The organism is Solimonas flava DSM 18980 (assembly GCF_000426685.1).
Taxonomy (GTDB): domain Bacteria; phylum Pseudomonadota; class Gammaproteobacteria; order Nevskiales; family Nevskiaceae; genus Solimonas; species Solimonas flava.
Genome location: NZ_AUFV01000010.1, coordinates 171,266 through 187,407 on the forward strand (window position 1 = coordinate 171,266; position 16,142 = coordinate 187,407).

Genomic DNA, 16,142 nt, shown 5'->3' on the forward strand with positions numbered 1-16,142 from the left:
GATGGCTTCTCCGTAGAGCAGGTGCATGACTGACCGGTTCATGTTGTCGACAAGATCCGCTGCTCGCCTGTGGCAATCAGATCGTCTATGGCGGCCGTCCGAATCGCTCGGCTTGCCTTTCGGCGCTCATCATTAACATCGGCGATCAGCGCGACCAGCACTTCGGCGATTTGCTCGGCCTCGGCCGAGTTCCAGTTCGGTATCAGCGCCTGTGCCATCAGAGTCGTGGAAAGCCGGCCTTCCGGAAACTTGGATATCAGCCTTGCGAGATCGCGCAAACCATCGTCAAGGCTGGCGAACAGAATCCGCACCTTGCTTCCATAGGCTTCGTTCACCTTGGCAATCAAGTCGCCAAGATGCGTGAGATCCCATGCTGCGTTACGAACGCCGTCGATGGCCCGCCGTCGGACCGGCGACCGAAGCTGTTTGAGCAGGCCTTTGCGGCGAGCAGAGTTCGGCGCGAAATAAACGCTCGCGAGCATCGCAGCGGGTCCGACGATGATGAACTCGTTACGCATCCACGACAGCAGGTCTAGTATGCGGTCCAGATTGCGGCGATCGGATAGTTCCAGCTCGGCCATCTTCAAAGCGATGACGTAGTTTCGCTGCCATCGCCGAAGTGGGTAGTTGAAATCATGCGATTCCGGCTGGTGTTGCAACTCACGTGGCTGCAACGCTTCTAAATCTCCGAAGGCGAGATCGAGCCACGCGTCCGGGTCGTCATTGTCGGCATCCAGGAACCGGGCGAGCTCCCGATTGGCTGCATCGTTCCCTTGGCTGTGCGCCAGCTCATGAAACGCGATGGACGGCTCGATCTCGATGTCGAGGAAATGGCTGAATGCCTTTATAGCAGCGACCTTGCGGAGCATGTCATTCATCGGCGTGCCGCTGACAATTTGAGCCATGCGCGACGCAATGTTGCGATCGATGAAGAGGACATGTCGAATTGAATCGACGTCTCGTTCGTAGATGATCGAGTTTGGATGGCACAGCCCTATCTTCGGCGGAAGATAGCCCGGGACGAATACGTCATCGGCCTCTAGCATCTTGGCCAGTGCCACCAGCTCGACGTACGGGAAGCCGGGTCCCAGCTCGATGATCCGTTCGATCTGCTCCGGATCATCGTGTTCCGGTTCGAATCTCAGGGCGAGTCGCGGCGGGCTGCGCGGCCGATTGCGGATACTCACGGGGGCGCAACCACGCGTGGCAGCTGGCCTTCGCCATCGTGTCGAATCCGTAGCCAGCGGGGCGAAGTCGCAGGTCGAGGCTCGCGTATGCCAATGTCGAGCACAGTGTGAATTCGGAAAGTTGCCCACTCGGGCAGGGGCAAGCTAGTACTCTCGGAGCACGCGCCGCTCCCAACGGCGTTTGGAATTTGGACCGCCCTGCAGATGTAGCCCCACGTACCAGTATATTTTTGCCATCTCATGCTCGGGGCTACGCCTCTCCCCTTTCGCTTCATCATTGCTAGCTTTGGATTTGCCATTCCTCGTTTTGTAGGTCAGGCCCTTTGAATTGAAGTCCGGACGCCGGGTCCCGCTGAGGAAGGCCTCGTCTTTCGATAGCCACTCATCATTGAAAAGTCGATCTTCAATGAGGAAGTCAAGCAGATGGAAGAGGCCGAAATCTCTCGGTGCATTGAACTTCTCGGAAATGTTGATCTTGAGCGGCTGATTAAACGGAGCGTGCGCTTTCAGTCGAGAAGTCTCATGAACGAGAATTGCTCTGACATGCTCCAGATAGCGACTTGATGGATTCAAATGCTGTTCTTTGAAGAGAGCACAAAGCAGCAATAGGCTGTTGAAAGGAGTGTCGCCGGAGATCGGGCACGGACTTCTCGATGGGGCGTATGTAGTCCTAGCGGCGTCGGCGCCGAACGCTTCTTCGATTAGGTCCTCGACGCTTCTGATGTTTCTGCGCGTCAGCTCTGCGGAAACTATTTTTTGATAGTCAGCGCGAGTCTTTCCTTTGTCTTGTAGAAAATCCCATAGCGGTGATTCATACCAAGCGCGAGCATCGTCAAACATCCCCCCTTCATGCACGACGTCATACACGGACGGCGAAGCTTTCCTCGCGCGCGCGTGGAACTTTCTCTTTGGGTCTCGCCCATATCGCAGGATGTCGGAAAACACTCCTCTATCGTCAGAAAGAGGAGGCTCTTCCGGGTCATCATAGGCCACCAAATCGAATTTTCGATCCAGCTCGAAGTCTCTTAGCCCGGGGAACTCATCCTTCATGAGTAAGTACCAGCCCCAATTTCGGATTAGGCAGGCCATGTCGTAGGACTGGGGGCCGCGCCGGACATTCCGCATTCCGTTCATATTTGAATCGCTCATAAAAGTCAATGCCGGTTAATTCGGCAATTGAGCTGCATGTATAAGTCGCGCCTTCGGTCTCAATATGTCCCTGCTTTCAACGGATACTTGAGGAATTACAAAATGATACGAGGCAGTTGCAGTAACAGGCGCCTTCTAGCCAGCATCGGTGCCGACCAACCCGAGCGCGACAACGACGGCGCGGTGGAATCGAACGGCACGAAGGATGGTCTCGAAAATGTGTATGACCAGAAGCCTAGCGCAGCAGACCTGAATGCGGAGTCGCAGCCGACTGCCGCTTCCCGTCCGGGGCGTGTCGTTCTGCGCCCGAAGCAGGTGCAGGACAAAACCGGCGTCAAGCACACGATGTTCTACCGGCTCCAAAATCGGAGCGATCCGCTTTTTGACGTTGAGTTCCCGCTTTCATTTTCCATTCTGGGTGGGCGGGCACGTGGGTATTTCGAGGACGAGATCGACGCTTGGCTCGAAAGACAAGCGGCGAAGGATCCTCGCCGCCAACGGATGATGCCTGCCAATGCAGACGCACATGCATTTGGCTGCCGCGAGAAATGCAAGCTCGGGGACGAGCATGAATAACACTGTCCCCGCACAGCGGCTGTTTCTCCCGACCGTGGTGCAAGGCAACGTCGTCGTGCCGCCGCAGCGCTATCCATTAGACGCATTCCCGGTGATTGCGCGTGAGGCCATCTACGAGGTCCTTGGCTATATCCAATCAGCAGACGCTATTGTCGCAATGTCCTTTCTAGAGGCAACGTCGATCGCGATTCAGGGTTCAGTGGACGTGAAACTCCCTACCGGAGAGGTGCGTCCCGCATCTTTGAACTTGCTGACAATCGCAAAGTCTGGCGAACGCAAATCCACCGTCGATCGTCTGGTGATGAAGCCAATCGTTGACTTCGAGAAGGAGCAGCTGAAGCAAAGCAAAACCGAGATGCGCCAGTATCGCGCGGAGCTTGCGATTTGGGAGGAGAAGCTGAAGGTACTACGTTCCAAGGCCAAGGCTGCGATCGCGGCAAAGGGTGCCTTCAATGGAGACTAACCTGGATCGCGCGATCGAGCGCCTCCAAGAGGAACTCGAGGCGCACCTCAATGCTAAGCCCGTTGCTCCGAGCCAGCGTCAGATGATCTACAGCGATGCTTCGCTGCGGGCGCTTCTCGAAGCGGCGGAGGGTGATGGCCGGTCGTTCGCGCTGGCAAGCGCTGAAGGCGCTGGGATCTTCGATGGCGAAGTCATGGCGAATTCTGCGTTCATTAATTGCGCATGGGATGGAGACATTCCAGCGTTCAATCGTGCCCATGGAAAGTCGGCGTCCGTCAAAGATGCCCGCATGACCGTGGCCCTTATGGTTCAACCGGATGTGCTCGGAAAATGAAAAAAAAGATCAAGCAACAGCGGGGCCTGGGATTGTGGGCGCGTTTTCTTCATGCATGGCCAACGTCAACCATCGGCCTGCGGACGGCTCATCGGCATGAGCCGGATTGGCGTGCATTGAGGATGTTCCACGCAAGGCTGCGCTATTACCTGAACGCTCAAGTTGCAGGGGTGGACCGCGTCGTATCAGAGTTCACAGAGGACGCTAAAGATAAATGGCGCCAACGTTTTAATGAGGTCGAAGCGATGATGCAGCCCGGAGGATATCTGCATGACATCAGCGATGCAGCGTCAAAGCTGATGGAAAATGCGGCGCGCATTGCGGCGTTGTTACATCACCTCGGCGAAGACGAGGGTAATATCACCACGGATACTCTTGAGCGAGCGTACGTTATTGCATGGTTCCACATTACCGAGTTCAAGCGTATTCATTCGGCTGAGTGTCAGATTCCGCAATGGGTGATGGACTGTCAAGCACTTGAGAGGTACTTGGTTCGTCTGTGTCAGGAATGCTGGGCATATCAGGCTCCTGGCGCCAGCACTTGCATGAGCATCCCTCTTAACGAAGTTTTCCGTAAAGGGCCTGTTCGCGACCATGGTAGATTTGCAATCGCGATCAACCAGCTTGTACTTCACAACAAGGTGACCATTACGTTTGGCCCAAATAGGAAGCGCATGCTGAACTTGATGCCGCTCCATTTCCAGGCGAACGCCATCGCGAGCTAGGGTGACGCGATGCAAATCCCGGGGTCGCAGGGTGCACCCCGGGATCGCTGGTGGCAGCTTGTAGGTCTTCAACTTAAGAGTCAGTAAAAGGGGCTCTTGCGATGAAGCTTTGGGGACGTTTGGGGTGGGGCGACCGGCCGTCGTGGGGATGCGAGCGGTCCATGTCCTCGACCGTGCGCGGGCCACCCCGGTCCAGCGCGCCATCGGCAAGATCGGAAGATGCTGACGCAGCGTGCTCGCCAGTCGGCCACCGCTTGGTGTAGCGTCCCGGCCTCGGCGAAGGCAGTTGCTCAACGCCGATCGCGATCTCCAGATGCTCGATGTCCAGCGCCGCGCGGTGCCCGGACACCGGTGCATCCCATGCCGTTCGCTGCAGTCAGCGATTCGGACCACCGCGCTGTCTGGTGCGCGTGCCTGCCGGCGCGGCGAGGATCACGCCCGCAATGCGCAGCACGTCCCGTCCATCAGCTCCGCCTCCTTGATTACCTGTCCGCGCGGACCAAGTAGCGGCCCAAGAATCTGCGCAGGGATAGCCTCTTTCATTGGCTCCTACGGTCGAGAACTCAACAAATGCCGCGCTGCCAGGGACTGTGCGGGTCGGCGAAGTAGATCGAAAGGCCCGTACTCGCGGCCAGCGTGGCGTACGGCGCCATCTCCTTGCCTTGGTCAGGCAAGGTCTGCTTTGAGTTCGGCTGGCGGCGGGGCAAAGGCTTGACGGAACCGGTCCAGCGCCGCCGCCGAGCAACCGCCCATCTTCACCGGCATCAGGAACGGCGTGCCGCGGGCGACTAGGACACCCAGCGCGCCGCGATTGGCCTCTCCCTTGAGAAAATCGCCTTCCCAGTGCCCCGGCAGCAGGCGATCATGACGGCGGGCGGTTGCACATGGATGCTCGGCAGATCGAGCATCCGCCCATGCCGCCGGTCGCCGCGACTGCGTGGCTAGCGCTTGGCGCGGTCCTGTCGCAGCAGCACCGTCGGCTTGCGACGCAGGGTGCCCCGCGGCATGGCGCATATCGCCGTGTAAATGGTTTCGGGCGACACGCAGCCCAGTGTGCCTGCGGTCTGTTGGGGGGACCGTCGGCATTCCAGATACCTCCGAACCCTGGCCCACAGCACACTTCGTCGATCTAGCTTGCGCGCCCGGCGCGCCTTGCGGCACAGCCGGCGCGCACGCCGTCCTGCCATCATCGCGTCGTAGCCAGGCGCCCGTGGCCGACCCATGCACTTGCCCCTTGCGCCGCCACCCATTTCGAGCCAGCTCTTGGGAAATCGTGCTGGCCGATCGTCCCAAGGTTCGCGCCACTGCGCGCACGCTGCTGCCTTGCGAGCGTATCGCCGTGAGCGTGCCGCGTCCTTCCGCACTCAATTGCTCGTATCGAATTCCCATCCAACACCTCCGTCTTCCCGAAAGTGTTGCACTTGCTGTTTGAGACCAAGCCTTTAAAAGCCATGCGACTCGCGCGATTAATCGCGCGAATCGCGTGCCTTTTTGGCCCCGATACTTATGACGCCGCGAATCCGAGAGCCGACGTCTCCTGTGCTACCTCTATCCGCGGCGAGGCATAATCGTGCATCGGGTTGCGTCCCAACGCGCTTGTGCTGTTGCCGGATCAGGCTCTATTCGGATGTTGCTGGTTGGCAGACGATGCGTTCGTCCTCCGTGTTGCGGCATATTCAGTCCGTTCTTCTACAGACATACGCGTGATTCTTGCGGCGCCGAGCTTCCTCTCCGGGGCGCGAGCTATTCCTTGTGCGCGGTGACTACGGTGATCTACCCGCGCCGCGTGCCCGCATTCTTGAAGCTTCTGGTTTTGCATATCAGCGACGGCCTTTCGCACTGCTACTGCTTCATCATGGAGCGCGGCCCGATCCCTGCCGCAATTGGACTTCCGACGGCCGCCTCTTTCCGGGTGCTTAGGGTTGTACCGCCGAAACATCTGGTCCGGGGCTCGCTCGATTCCGTCGGGTAGCCGGTCCGAAACCATCAGGTGCAGGTGCGGATTCGGAACGTCGCCGATTTTGGCGATGGGGGTATGCACCGCGTACTGATAGGGCCGGTTATCCGCGATCTGCTGAACGTGGCGGGCTGCGAGATCCTTCTGTTGCTCGCGGTCGAGCTCGTTCGGCAATGCCATCACGTATTCGCGATATGCCACGCCATTCTGGCGCTCGGAACGATCTGCTTCTCGCCAAAGAGCGATTGGGTCATTGTCTGTCCAGGCCGGTAGATTTCCGAAGCCCGTATCGAGCAGATCGTCTCGCTCCATTAATTTCCCGGTACGCGAAATGTACTTGGCATGTGTGACCGCGCGCCCTTTCTTGCCGGTCTTGATGCTCATATGAAAACTCGCCATCGCCATTCGTCCTCGTTTTGTCCAAAAAAAGAGCCGGCGATGGGTTTTCGCCGGCTCTCGTATTGAAGCAATGCTTGTCGAATCTCGGTCATTCAGAGAAACGGTAAGTGCGCGAATGAATATTCCTCCCCCTTCATCGTTTCTTCTCGTGCGTCTTATGTGTCTCTTACCGCTTCCGTAATTCGATCGATTATTCGCTTCACATCATTGCGATAATGGACGAATAAGTGGATATGCTGAAAACAAGATTCATTACCCCTGTGAATGTGGCGACGTTGCATATCAACGCCGCCTATCACCCGAGGTGCTTCTTCATTGGCGGAGAAATAGACGAATTAATCCGTGCTGATCGGAAAATGCTGTCGACGCATGCCGCTTCTAATCCGCGGCTTCCATCCAACCGTTGTCCGTTTTGATCATCGTGATCTCGACTTCCATCTGCGATTCGCCGCCGTTCTCGAGAAGGGCGTCTATATCGATGGCCGTTCCGCCGTAAATGCCAGGGTCGGCCTTATAGCCGACAGCTTGTAGGCAGGCGATGCCGTTTCCTACCCCGCCATCCCATATCGTCAAGGCCTTTTTCATGTTCCATGTCGCGTGGGATTTCTTCAGCAGTGCTTCCTCGCCGCGCTCGCGCAAGAACTCTTGATACTTCTTGTAGTAGTAGGTGGAATTCAAACCGGCGTTCGCTGCGTCCTGGTAGATCTGGCTCAGCTGCTGGTCGGCTTCATCCGCGTCTTTCTTGGCCTGCTTGTAGTCGGCGATCTCGCTGGGGTCTACGGGGATCACCTTCACGGTGTAGTGAACAAGGATTTGCTTGACGCCGTCGTTGACGTCCAGTCCGTTGATGATCTTGGCGCTCTCGACCGCAAGCCCTTGGCAGTTCGCGAACTTTGCGGCTATAGCTTGCTTGGCGTCGGCGTCGGAAGGGCCGCTGGAGCAGCCCTGGATGGCAGATACGACGATTACGGCGACGGCGATCTTCTTCATATGCTGTCCTTGCGATGGAGCGCGTGGAATTGGCGTGGCGGGGAGCGGGGCCAGGATCACGAGTCGTCCTGGGAAGGGCATGACGCTCTCGGAAATCTTTCCGTGCGTGCCAGATGCGATGACGACGGCGGCTGTCAGCAGTACGACGCCCCGTGGTGCGAGATGACCGGACCGGGGCGGCATGCAGCGACTGCCGATCAGCGATGCCGCAGCCGAAGTCGGCGTCTCAGCGAAGCGGCCAGCGCCATCAGGCTCAGAAGCCACGGATCAGCAGCGCCGCCACCGTCACCGGCCGGCGATATGACGTACTCGGCGGTCGTGACAGGGCTATTGGTATATCCGGCGGCTACCGCCATCGCTTTGACCGTCGTCGTGCTCGCGATCGACAGGGGGCTGTTATAGACCGGGGAATCGGTCGTCGGCGCACTGCCGTCCTGCGTGTAGTGGATGACAGCCCCGGGCGTCGTGTCGGTGATCGTCACGACCTGGCGCTCCGCGTAAGTGCCCCCCGCCGGCGAGAACGTCGGTGCTGCTGCCGGCAGCACGATGGTGTATTTCGCGCTCGTTACCGGGCTGGCCGAATAGCCGGGCGCCATGGCGATGGCCTTGAGCGTCGTCGATGACGGGACGTTGACCGGACCGGCGTAAACGCTGGAGCTGACGCCCGGCTGGCTGCCGTCGGTGGTGTAGAAAATCGTAGCCCCAGGCGTGCTGTCACTGATCGTGACCGACTGTGCGCTGTGGTAGGTGCCCGCCGCCGGCGTAAAGATGGGCTGCGCCGCCGGCGGCGTGATCGTGTAGCTCGCGCTTGCAACGGCACTGGCGCTGTGTCCGGACGCCGTAGCGATCGCCTTGAGCGTCAAGGACGACGACACCGTGATCGGCGCCGAGTACTGCGCCGACCCCGCATTCGGTGCGCTGCCGTCGGTCGTGTACCGGATGACGGCAGCGGGCGTGCTGCTCGTGATCGCGACGGTCTGCGCGCTGGTGTAGGTGCCGCCTCCCGGCGAGAACGTTGGGGTCGCGGCCGGCGGCGTGATCGTATACGTCGCGCTGGCAACCGCGCTTGCGGTGTACCCGTCGGCGACGGCGAGCGCCTTCAGCGTCAGGCTTCGTGCGACCGAGATCGGCCCGGTGTAAGGCGTGGAGCTCGCCGTCGGCGTGCTGCCGTCGGTACTGAAATAGATCTTCGCCCCGGTCGTGGCATCGCTGATCGTCACCGACTGCGCAGCGCTATAGGTGCTGCCGCCCGGACTGAAGCTCGGAGTTGCCGTCGGCACCTGGATAGTGAAGCTCGCACTCGCCACAGCGCTGGTGGAGTAGCCGCTGGCGACCGCGATGGCCTTCAGCGTCGTCGTCTTCGAAATCGCGATCGGACTGCTGTACGTCGGCGAACCGGTGCTCGGCGTGCTGCCGTCGGTCGTGAAGTGGATCGTCGCGCCGGGCGTCGTGTCCGAGATCGTCACGCTCTGGGCGGCTGAATAAGTCCCGCCGCCGGGTGAAAAGATCGGCGTGGCAGTGGGAAGGTTGATCGTGTACTTGGCCGTCGCAACCGGGCTGTCGGCGTAGCCGCTGGCCGCGGCGATCGCCTTGATCGTCTGGGTCTGCGCGACGCGGATCGGACTGGCGTACGTCGTCGACGCCGACGTCGGTGTGCTGCCATCCGTGGTGAAATGAATCTTCGCGCCCGCCGTGGCCGAGCTCAGCGTCACCGACTGGATGCTCGTATAGGTGCCGGCGGCCGGGCTGAAGCTCGGTGCATCGGCGGGGGGCGTGATCGTGTACGTCGCGCTCGCAATGGCGCTGGTGCCGTAGCCGCTCGCTACGGCCAGGGCTTTGATCGTCGCGCTCTGGCTCACGGTGATCGGCGAGTTGTAGACGCTGGAGGTGGCGGTCGGCGTGCTGCCGTCGAGCGTGTAATGAATCGTCGCACCCGGCGTGCTGTCGCTGATCGTGACGGCCTGTGAGCGGGTGTACGTGCCCGCCGACGGGCTGAAGGTAGGCGTCGCGGCGGGTGATTGGATCGTGTAGGCCGCAGTGGCGACCGCGCTCGTGGCAAAGCCGCCGGCGACTGCGATCGCTTTGATGGTGGTGTTGCCCGAGACCGTCAGCGGGCCGCTGTAGAGCGGCGAATCGAGCGTCGGAGCCGTGCCGTCGGTCGTGTAATGAATCGCTGCGCCGGCGGTGCTCGAACTCAGCGTGACGGTTTGCGTGCCGGTGTACGTTCCTGCGGCCGGGCTGAAGGTCGGGGCCGCCGCAGCCGTGATGACGAGCTTGAAGATCGTCCCCTTGTCCTGCGGGCCACCACCACTGGTCGTGCCGTAGAAGGCGCCGTCTTGCGCCTGGATCAGGGATGCCTTGGGGTAAGCGCCGGTGGAGCCGTCGCACGCGAGGGTGTACAGCGCCTTGAACGCTCCCGTCGGCGATATCGTGAACGCCGTCCCGCAGCCGCTTCCGCGCCTGTTGCCGTCGGTCATTCCATAAAAGTTGCCATCGGTACCCTGGACCAGCGCTGCGGCCGGATTGTCGCTATCGCTGAAGAAGTGAAGCACGGACACCGAGCCGGATTTCGTCAGCCGAAAGAACGAGCCGTCGCTGCCGCTACTGGGATGCGTCACGCCATAGAACTGCCCGTCCAGACCCAGCGCGAGTCCGGCGGGGTGCTCGCCATCGCTCCCGCAGGTGAAGGTATGCAGCAACGCAAAGGTGCCGTCGGTCGAACTGCGGAAGGCCGTGCCGCAGCCGCCACCGCCGTCGCCGCCACCGCTCGCAGTGCCGTAGAGATTGCCGTCGTCGCCGAGCACGAGGTCCCCTTCCGGATACAGGCCGTCCGTGATGCCGTCGAAGGCGTGCAGTGTCGTCAGTGAGCCGCTCGATGTCAGTTTGAAGAGGGTGCCGTAACCGCCGCTGCCGCCGGTGCTGGTGGTGCCGTAAAATTTGCCGTCGCTTCCCGCAACGAGCGCGGCGCTCGGAGCGCCGCCATCGGCGCCGCCACTGAACGAGTACAAGGTCGTCAGCGTGCCCGAAGGCGAGAGCCTGAAGGCGGTGCCGTGACCGCTGTTGCCGCCGCTCTGGGTGGTTCCGTAGAAGTTGCCGTCGCTTCCTTCGAGCAAAGGAGCGGCGGGCTGCCCCCCGTTTGCGCCGCCATTGAAGGTGTAGAGCGTCGTCAGGGTTCCGGTCGGCGTGATCTTGAACGCCGTTCCGAAACCGCCGGCACCGTCGATCCTCGTCGTTCCGTAGAAGTTTCCGTCCGTCCCTTGTACGAGGGCTGCCAGGGGCGCCGAGCCGTCGGCACTGCCTGCGAAGGAATGAAGGGTCCTCAGGGTTGCGCTCTGGGCTGACGCGATCGGGGCGTGAAGCAGCATCACCATCAAGCCCAAGACACACAGCTGTGCACTGCCTAGAAGCGCGCTGATCCTCCACGCGGCCCAAAGCTTGATTGGCCCACTGGCGCGAGCCAGCGCATACGAATTTCGCCCCATTGCCATCCCCATGCCCTCGGTCTTCTCGAATACGTGCGTATACACCGTAGATTAACAGGCATCAGGCTGGTTCTCTACGGTGATGAATGCCGTCGAGCGCGCTGCTTGGAATATCCGACGCTTACGCGTGGAGAGAGCGCTTTCTCAGGAGGCGCTTGCGCTCGAGGCGGGCATAGATCGCACCTATATCAGCCGGGTGGAGCGCTCTCTCGAAAACCCCACCGTTGGCTTACTTGAGCGGATCGCCCGCGCGCTGGATTGCGACATTGCGGTGCTCTTTGATTGTCCAGCCGCTGGGTCGAAGACACCTGCGAAATTGCCGAGCGGCAGGAAGCCAAGGCAGGCCTCAAGGTCCGTGCGGCGATAGCTATAGGGCTGTCCCTCGAAGAACGGCCGGGCCAAGCAAAAGCGCACCGGGCCCGGCGCTACTCCTCTGCGGTACGCGTTCTATAGCTTCTCCCCAAGCTTCTCCTTCAACCCCACGGCGTTTCCCGCGATCGGCGGCTCGGCTGCTTCCTCATCGGGATAGAACTCCTCGACAACAGCCGCTGCCTCCTCCGACGAGTCCGCGCGGTATCGGCAAGAAAGCGGCACAGGCAAGGCTGGAACAGCTTGCCGAAGCGGAAAGCTGAATTCGGAAGCGCGACGAGCTTGCGTCTCCGCCGCAGGGGAAGCGTTCGCCCCTTCTCGATTCCCGACGCCAGCATGGCGCCGCAAAAAAATGAAGGGCCTCGCAATGCGGCCCTTCATGTCTGCTAAAGCCAACCCCGCGCCGCGAACGACGTCATCGCATTCCCACCGACGACCAGATGATCGAGCACGCGGATGTCGACCGTCATCAGTGCACAACGCAAGCGCTCGGTCAGCGTGCGGTCCGCCGCCGACGGTTCGGCGTGGCCACTGGGATGGTTGTGCGCCAGCAGTACCGAATGCGCGTTGTAGCGCAGCGCGGTCTTGACGACCTCGCGCGGATAGATCGCAGCGCTATCGATCGTGCCCCGGAACAGATCGGTGATCCCGACGATGGTGTTCTGTGGATCAAGCAGTACCATGGAAAAGACCTCCTCCTCTCTGCCGGCATAGTGGACCGAGAGATAGCGCCGCGCAGCCTCCGGTGAACCGAGCGCGGTCCCGGGCGCATACAACTCGTCGATCACCGCATGGGCTGCGCCGAGTACATCACGTGCACTGGCCGCGTGCAGTTCTCCAGAGGCATTGCGGACGAGCAACGCGGTCGAAATGGCGTCAAGCTTCGGGTAGGCCGACTCAGGCATTGGGCGCATGGGAAGCTCCTGGAACCTCGCCGCGGGCCCGCCGCGGGTCCTCGACGGTTTCGGTATATCCACGGCTCATCCAGCCCTCCCGCGGAAGGCGCGAAAGCCAGTCGGCCAGTGTCGGCACGATGCCGCCGCAGTCCTCCTTGATGTGCTCCTCGGCGATGTAACGCACCGGTACCGCACGGCCATCGGTGTTCGTGATCGTGCGCCCAAAGACCCGCTCGGCCTCGAATACCCCGAAGCTGTGGTGACGCAAGGCCCGGTGACGGAAATCGCAGAAGGCGACCTTGCTGGCATCCAGCCATTCGTGAATGGCAACGTAGTCGGAGGCCACACCGCCCCAGCGCTTCACAGATGTCTGAGCGTGATGAACGGGGTGCGTCATGGACATTTCCCAGCATCGATCTCGAAACCGTCGTGGACGGAGGTCTCTACTTCCGTGTAGCGAGCGTGGTGCTCGTGCTCGATCGTGCCGCCCAGGAGGTTCCAGCGGAACGAGCCATAGGCTCCATCATTGTTCTCCCAGCCGCCATGGCGGAACTCGAGCAGGGCATAGAGCAGGGCCTCGACACCCCGTCCGATCTCGTCGTCGACCGCGATCGTCTGGTCTGGCCGGGCACGGTCCCGATACGCTATCTGTTCGATCTGCCCCGAGTCACCGATGCCGTCGTAGTCGGCATCGACGTCCGTGATGCCCAGTTCACGTAACTTCGCGCGGATCACCGGTTCGGTCGCGAGGGTTTCGCGCTCGCGTGCGTAGTAACCCTGAAGCGCTGTACTGCTGTGTGGTTCCATGATGAAAGACTCCCTGAATGGCGAGCCGATTCGGCTCGGCGTAGAAACAAAAGAGCCCGGCACCGCTTGCGCGGTGCCGGGCCTGTGGGGATGACGCTAAATGTGCGAGGGATGGCGTTGTCGGTTTGGCCCATCACTCGGGCGTCGAGACCGACGCCGCTACCGCGGCTTCCGCTGACTTCGCTTCCGGGTACGCATGCGGCCGGTGCGACGACTCGGCGGAATTGCCTTCGGCCGGCAAGAGCTCGGTCGCTGAATGGCGCACCTCGTCGCGAAACTTCCGGCTCCAGGTGTAGAACGTCGCCACGCTGATGTCGTGCTCACAGCACAGCCGGATCACCGGGGTGCCGTCCTTCTTCTGTTGCAGGATCGACGCGATCCGCTCGGTCGAATATCTGGACTTCATGGGGAACCTCCAAGGTTCATCTTCGAGAAAAGCCTTCTCATACGATGTCCTTTCTGAATGAGGCCCCCGCAAGAAGCAGATCAGGCAACGAGCTTCAGCGATGCCTCCCACGCCCGCTGCTTGATCGCCGACCCTTGTCCGAACCACGCGGCATCGCGCCGATGGTCGGGGCTATGGGAACGGCGGTGGTGGTCGACGTACTCGGTAACACTATTGAGCAGCCCCCAGGCGGTTCCAGCGCTGGACGAAAACTGCGATCCGAGTCCTTTGCCGGCGTACAGTTCATGCACCGACTGGATCGTCCGTTCGCTGAGGGCTACCGCTTCGGACGAATTCGCGGCTTTGCTGGCCAGTACGCCCGTCAGGAATTCCTTCGCCGTGGCATCCGACACGGCGCACGCCGCCATCGCCTTGATGCGTGCCATGAAAGCGCCCCAGGACGAAATCGCGATGCCGAGCTGACGCTTCACGGCCTGGGCATTGAACTGGCTGCGATGTCCCACCTTCACGGCGCCGGCGTTGTCGCCGAGGGCGATCGCCAGGGTGTTGTTGCAGACGACCCGCACCGACGTGAACTGCGCTGTCGTCGCCATCGATCCATCACAGGCCGTGGCCAGCAACAGATAGCCGTCAACCTGGTCGCCACCCTTGAGATAAGCACTGTGCCCGGTCCTGGCCAGCGCCCAGAGCTTGCGCCCTTCCTTCAGGACACCCGCCGTCTCGAGCTGAAACCCACCGATCTCGGTCAGGTCCCGATAGAACTCCAGGATCTCGGCCGGCTGCACGATCTGGAAGCGCTTCGACACCACCGACAGCGGCAGATAGCTGTCGGACCGGTACAGGACCTTCTGGTCCGAAAAGGGAACGGTTTGTTCCGGATCCGAGGCGTCGGTCGCGAAGCGGACATCGGCCGACAGGACCTGCCAGTCCATACCGGCTTCGCGGGCCCAGACCTCGATGGGCTGATGAGGCTCCAGACGCGTACCGAGTCCGTGCCACGGTGTTTCGTTGACGTAGGCCATCGATTGAACAAGGTGCATGTTGATTTCTCCAGGACAAAGAAAAGCGCCCTCCGCTGAGGAGCGGAGGGCGCATGGGTACGAAAGGATTAGGGTAGGAAGGCCGTCAGGCGATCACGTACTGGCAGCAGTAGGCGGCTTCGAGCTGGGCGATCAGCGTCACTGCCTGCTCCAGATCCATGGTGAAGGTGTGCAGGGTGTCGTCGTCAGCGTCGATGCAAAGGACGATGCGACGATCGCCGATGATCACGCTGGTGCGGATGACGGCGCCGGACGAGGGTTGCTCTTCGATGTGCATGCCATTGCACCTCTACGCAGGCGAGGATGGGCCGAAGACGTGGCCGCACTTCGTGCATTCGAGGTTATCGAGGACGTTCTGGTCGATGGCGCTGCCGAGAATGGCACCGGTGGTGCAGCCGGCGGCCGCGCCGAGCAGGACACTGGTCACGACGACAGAGACGACGCTGCGCGGCGTGCCGATGCGTGGGCCGGAGAGTGCGGCAACGGCGCCGGTCAGGATGCCGGCGACGCTGCCGGCCTTGCGGGCGTAGTTGCGTGCCACGACCTCGGTGCTGCCGCACCAAGGGCAAATCGGAGTGGGATTCATATATCGCCTCAGAAGAGAGGGAAGAGCAGTGGTCACTGCTCGAACACGCTGGGATGCATGCTCAGTTCAGATATATGTAGGTGAAAAAAATTAAGAAGGGCGAGAGTTTTTACTCAATGTCGTGCCGAGTAGTTAGCATCGACTCCACGCGGGCGTTTTCTTGGATTAGTCTGGCTGCAGCGTGCCTATGCTTTTGGCGGAAGGTCCAGATCATAGGCCCAGAGTGCCTACTGCACCGGGGGGAAGTCGACCGATCGAGCGATGGTGTCCATTCAACCGGTGCAAGGCCATAATGAGAAATCCCATCCACTTTTCCCTCGCCATGGCCGACATCACCTCAGCGCTTAAAAGTGAAATCACTCGCTTGTCGAAGAAGGTTGTCCGCCAGCATTCGGCGAACCTGCGGAAGGCGTCGACCGCTTACCGGCGCGACATCGCCGGCCTGAAGCAGCAAGTCGTCGAGCTCCAGCGCGAAGTGACGCAGCTCCGTCGTGGCCTCTCCAAGGCCTCGACAGCGGTGCCGGCCGCCGCCGAGCCGCCCAAGACTCGCTTTGTCGCCAAGGGCCTCAAATCGCTCCGTGCCCGTCTCGGTATCAGCGCCCGTGAACTCGGGCTGCTCGTCGGCGTGTCCGAACAGGCCGTCTACAACTGGGAAGGGAAAACGGCAGTACCGAGAGCGACCGCCCTGGAAGCAATCGCTGAGCTGCGCGGGATCGGCAAGAAAGAAACGCGCTCGCGGCTGGAGCAGCTTGAGGCGCAGGCCGACTAGTCGCGCA

Annotated in this window: 18 protein-coding genes and 1 pseudogene; 6 read left to right on the forward strand and 13 right to left on the reverse strand. The window is 61.0% G+C overall.

Going from position 1 to position 16,142, the window contains the following annotated elements; all coding sequences use genetic code 11:
- Window positions 1-38: 38 nt before the first annotated feature.
- Window positions 39-1,187, reverse strand: a complete 1,149-nt coding sequence (locus tag K343_RS0112380; protein WP_028008353.1) for a hypothetical protein — start codon at window positions 1,185-1,187, stop codon at window positions 39-41.
- Between the two features lie 144 nt (window positions 1,188-1,331).
- Window positions 1,332-2,237, reverse strand: a complete 906-nt coding sequence (locus tag K343_RS24495; protein ID WP_154662545.1) for a hypothetical protein — start codon at window positions 2,235-2,237, stop codon at window positions 1,332-1,334.
- A 201-nt stretch (window positions 2,238-2,438) separates the two neighbouring features.
- Here K343_RS24495 and K343_RS24050 point away from each other — a divergent pair, with 201 nt between their 5' ends.
- Genes K343_RS24050 through K343_RS25200 form a run of 4 tightly spaced genes read left to right on the forward strand, consistent with a single transcriptional unit; the run spans window position 2,439 to window position 4,434 of the window.
- Window positions 2,439-2,912 carry a helix-turn-helix transcriptional regulator gene (locus tag K343_RS24050; protein WP_161628889.1) on the forward strand — a complete coding sequence of 158 codons (474 nt, stop codon included), beginning with the start codon at window positions 2,439-2,441 and terminating at the stop codon, window positions 2,910-2,912.
- Window positions 2,905-3,375, forward strand: a complete 471-nt coding sequence (locus K343_RS25190; protein ID WP_161628890.1) for a DUF3987 domain-containing protein — start codon at window positions 2,905-2,907, stop codon at window positions 3,373-3,375. The genes K343_RS24050 and K343_RS25190 overlap by 8 nt, the downstream gene beginning before the upstream one ends.
- Window positions 3,365-3,709: a DUF3987 domain-containing protein gene (locus K343_RS25195; protein WP_028008356.1), complete on the forward strand. Its 345-nt coding sequence runs from the start codon at window positions 3,365-3,367 to the stop codon at window positions 3,707-3,709. The genes K343_RS25190 and K343_RS25195 overlap by 11 nt, the downstream gene beginning before the upstream one ends.
- Window positions 3,706-4,434, forward strand: coding sequence for a DUF3987 domain-containing protein (locus tag K343_RS25200; RefSeq protein WP_161628891.1), 729 nt, complete (start codon window positions 3,706-3,708; stop codon window positions 4,432-4,434). The genes K343_RS25195 and K343_RS25200 overlap by 4 nt, the downstream gene beginning before the upstream one ends.
- A gap of 566 nt (window positions 4,435-5,000) precedes the next feature.
- Here the strand turns inward: K343_RS25200 and K343_RS25305 are convergent.
- The 4 genes and pseudogenes from K343_RS25305 to K343_RS23445 all read right to left on the reverse strand — a co-directional run.
- A pseudogene (locus tag K343_RS25305) lies at window positions 5,001-5,823 on the reverse strand (IS30 family transposase); the annotation flags it as partial.
- Window positions 5,824-6,046: 223 nt separating this feature from the next.
- Window positions 6,047-6,775 (reverse strand): MobA/MobL family protein, encoded by a 729-nt coding sequence (locus K343_RS24065; protein ID WP_211226252.1) that lies wholly within the window; start codon window positions 6,773-6,775, stop codon window positions 6,047-6,049.
- 393 nt (window positions 6,776-7,168) lie between these two features.
- The gene (locus tag K343_RS0112415; RefSeq protein ID WP_028008359.1) at window positions 7,169-7,780 is read right to left on the reverse strand and encodes a hypothetical protein; all 612 of its coding nucleotides are present in this window, start codon (window positions 7,778-7,780) and stop codon (window positions 7,169-7,171) included.
- A gap of 197 nt (window positions 7,781-7,977) precedes the next feature.
- Complete coding sequence (locus K343_RS23445) at window positions 7,978-11,151, reverse strand: chitobiase/beta-hexosaminidase C-terminal domain-containing protein (RefSeq protein WP_245585195.1); 3,174 nt, start codon at window positions 11,149-11,151, stop codon at window positions 7,978-7,980.
- A 193-nt stretch (window positions 11,152-11,344) separates the two neighbouring features.
- Between K343_RS23445 and K343_RS24070 the strand changes: the two genes are divergently transcribed.
- A complete protein-coding gene (locus K343_RS24070; RefSeq protein WP_028008360.1) occupies window positions 11,345-11,629 on the forward strand; it encodes a helix-turn-helix transcriptional regulator in 285 nt (94 codons plus the stop codon).
- 388 nt (window positions 11,630-12,017) lie between these two features.
- On the opposite strand, the gene K343_RS0112435 is transcribed toward K343_RS24070, so the two are convergent.
- From K343_RS0112435 to K343_RS0112465, 7 genes are all read right to left on the reverse strand, one after another.
- The gene (locus K343_RS0112435; RefSeq protein ID WP_245585193.1) at window positions 12,018-12,545 is read right to left on the reverse strand and encodes a JAB domain-containing protein; all 528 of its coding nucleotides are present in this window, start codon (window positions 12,543-12,545) and stop codon (window positions 12,018-12,020) included.
- The gene (locus tag K343_RS21945; protein WP_051278334.1) at window positions 12,529-12,924 is read right to left on the reverse strand and encodes a DUF6915 family protein; all 396 of its coding nucleotides are present in this window, start codon (window positions 12,922-12,924) and stop codon (window positions 12,529-12,531) included. The genes K343_RS0112435 and K343_RS21945 overlap by 17 nt, the downstream gene beginning before the upstream one ends.
- A complete protein-coding gene (locus K343_RS23450; protein WP_051278319.1) occupies window positions 12,921-13,334 on the reverse strand; it encodes a DUF6878 family protein in 414 nt (137 codons plus the stop codon). Before K343_RS23450 ends, K343_RS21945 begins: the two co-directional genes overlap by 4 nt.
- Window positions 13,335-13,467: 133 nt before the next feature.
- Window positions 13,468-13,740 (reverse strand): transposase, encoded by a 273-nt coding sequence (locus tag K343_RS23455; protein ID WP_051278321.1) that lies wholly within the window; start codon window positions 13,738-13,740, stop codon window positions 13,468-13,470.
- Between the two features lie 80 nt (window positions 13,741-13,820).
- Entirely contained in the window at window positions 13,821-14,780 is a 960-nt protein-coding gene (locus tag K343_RS0112455) for a DUF932 domain-containing protein (protein WP_028008362.1), read from the reverse strand.
- 85 nt (window positions 14,781-14,865) lie between these two features.
- Complete coding sequence (locus K343_RS0112460; protein ID WP_028008363.1) at window positions 14,866-15,057, reverse strand: hypothetical protein; 192 nt, start codon at window positions 15,055-15,057, stop codon at window positions 14,866-14,868.
- Between the two features lie 12 nt (window positions 15,058-15,069).
- Entirely contained in the window at window positions 15,070-15,366 is a 297-nt protein-coding gene (locus K343_RS0112465; protein WP_154662546.1) for a hypothetical protein, read from the reverse strand.
- A gap of 292 nt (window positions 15,367-15,658) precedes the next feature.
- Here K343_RS0112465 and K343_RS0112470 point away from each other — a divergent pair, with 292 nt between their 5' ends.
- Window positions 15,659-16,135 (forward strand): helix-turn-helix domain-containing protein, encoded by a 477-nt coding sequence (locus K343_RS0112470; protein ID WP_028008365.1) that lies wholly within the window; start codon window positions 15,659-15,661, stop codon window positions 16,133-16,135.
- Window positions 16,136-16,142: the final 7 nt, after the last annotated feature.

What these genes read in the sequence shown, in the direction of transcription:
- K343_RS24495 (WP_154662545.1), bottom strand. Translation starts at nt 2,237, where the DNA reads ATGAAGGATGAGTTCCCCGGGCTAAGAGACTTCGAGCTGGATCGAAAA.
- K343_RS24050 (WP_161628889.1), top strand. Translation starts at nt 2,439, where the DNA reads ATGATACGAGGCAGTTGCAGTAACAGGCGCCTTCTAGCCAGCATCGGT.
- K343_RS25190 (WP_161628890.1), top strand. Translation starts at nt 2,905, where the DNA reads ATGAATAACACTGTCCCCGCACAGCGGCTGTTTCTCCCGACCGTGGTG.
- K343_RS25195 (WP_028008356.1), top strand. Translation starts at nt 3,365, where the DNA reads ATGGAGACTAACCTGGATCGCGCGATCGAGCGCCTCCAAGAGGAACTC.
- K343_RS25200 (WP_161628891.1), top strand. Translation starts at nt 3,706, where the DNA reads ATGAAAAAAAAGATCAAGCAACAGCGGGGCCTGGGATTGTGGGCGCGT.
- K343_RS24065 (WP_211226252.1), bottom strand. Translation starts at nt 6,775, where the DNA reads ATGAGCATCAAGACCGGCAAGAAAGGGCGCGCGGTCACACATGCCAAG.
- K343_RS0112415 (WP_028008359.1), bottom strand. Translation starts at nt 7,780, where the DNA reads ATGAAGAAGATCGCCGTCGCCGTAATCGTCGTATCTGCCATCCAGGGC.
- K343_RS23445 (WP_245585195.1), bottom strand. Translation starts at nt 11,151, where the DNA reads ATGGTGATGCTGCTTCACGCCCCGATCGCGTCAGCCCAGAGCGCAACC.
- K343_RS24070 (WP_028008360.1), top strand. Translation starts at nt 11,345, where the DNA reads ATGAATGCCGTCGAGCGCGCTGCTTGGAATATCCGACGCTTACGCGTG.
- K343_RS0112435 (WP_245585193.1), bottom strand. Translation starts at nt 12,545, where the DNA reads ATGCGCCCAATGCCTGAGTCGGCCTACCCGAAGCTTGACGCCATTTCG.
- K343_RS21945 (WP_051278334.1), bottom strand. Translation starts at nt 12,924, where the DNA reads ATGACGCACCCCGTTCATCACGCTCAGACATCTGTGAAGCGCTGGGGC.
- K343_RS23450 (WP_051278319.1), bottom strand. Translation starts at nt 13,334, where the DNA reads ATGGAACCACACAGCAGTACAGCGCTTCAGGGTTACTACGCACGCGAG.
- K343_RS23455 (WP_051278321.1), bottom strand. Translation starts at nt 13,740, where the DNA reads ATGAAGTCCAGATATTCGACCGAGCGGATCGCGTCGATCCTGCAACAG.
- K343_RS0112455 (WP_028008362.1), bottom strand. Translation starts at nt 14,780, where the DNA reads ATGCACCTTGTTCAATCGATGGCCTACGTCAACGAAACACCGTGGCAC.
- K343_RS0112460 (WP_028008363.1), bottom strand. Translation starts at nt 15,057, where the DNA reads ATGCACATCGAAGAGCAACCCTCGTCCGGCGCCGTCATCCGCACCAGC.
- K343_RS0112465 (WP_154662546.1), bottom strand. Translation starts at nt 15,366, where the DNA reads ATGAATCCCACTCCGATTTGCCCTTGGTGCGGCAGCACCGAGGTCGTG.
- K343_RS0112470 (WP_028008365.1), top strand. Translation starts at nt 15,659, where the DNA reads ATGAGAAATCCCATCCACTTTTCCCTCGCCATGGCCGACATCACCTCA.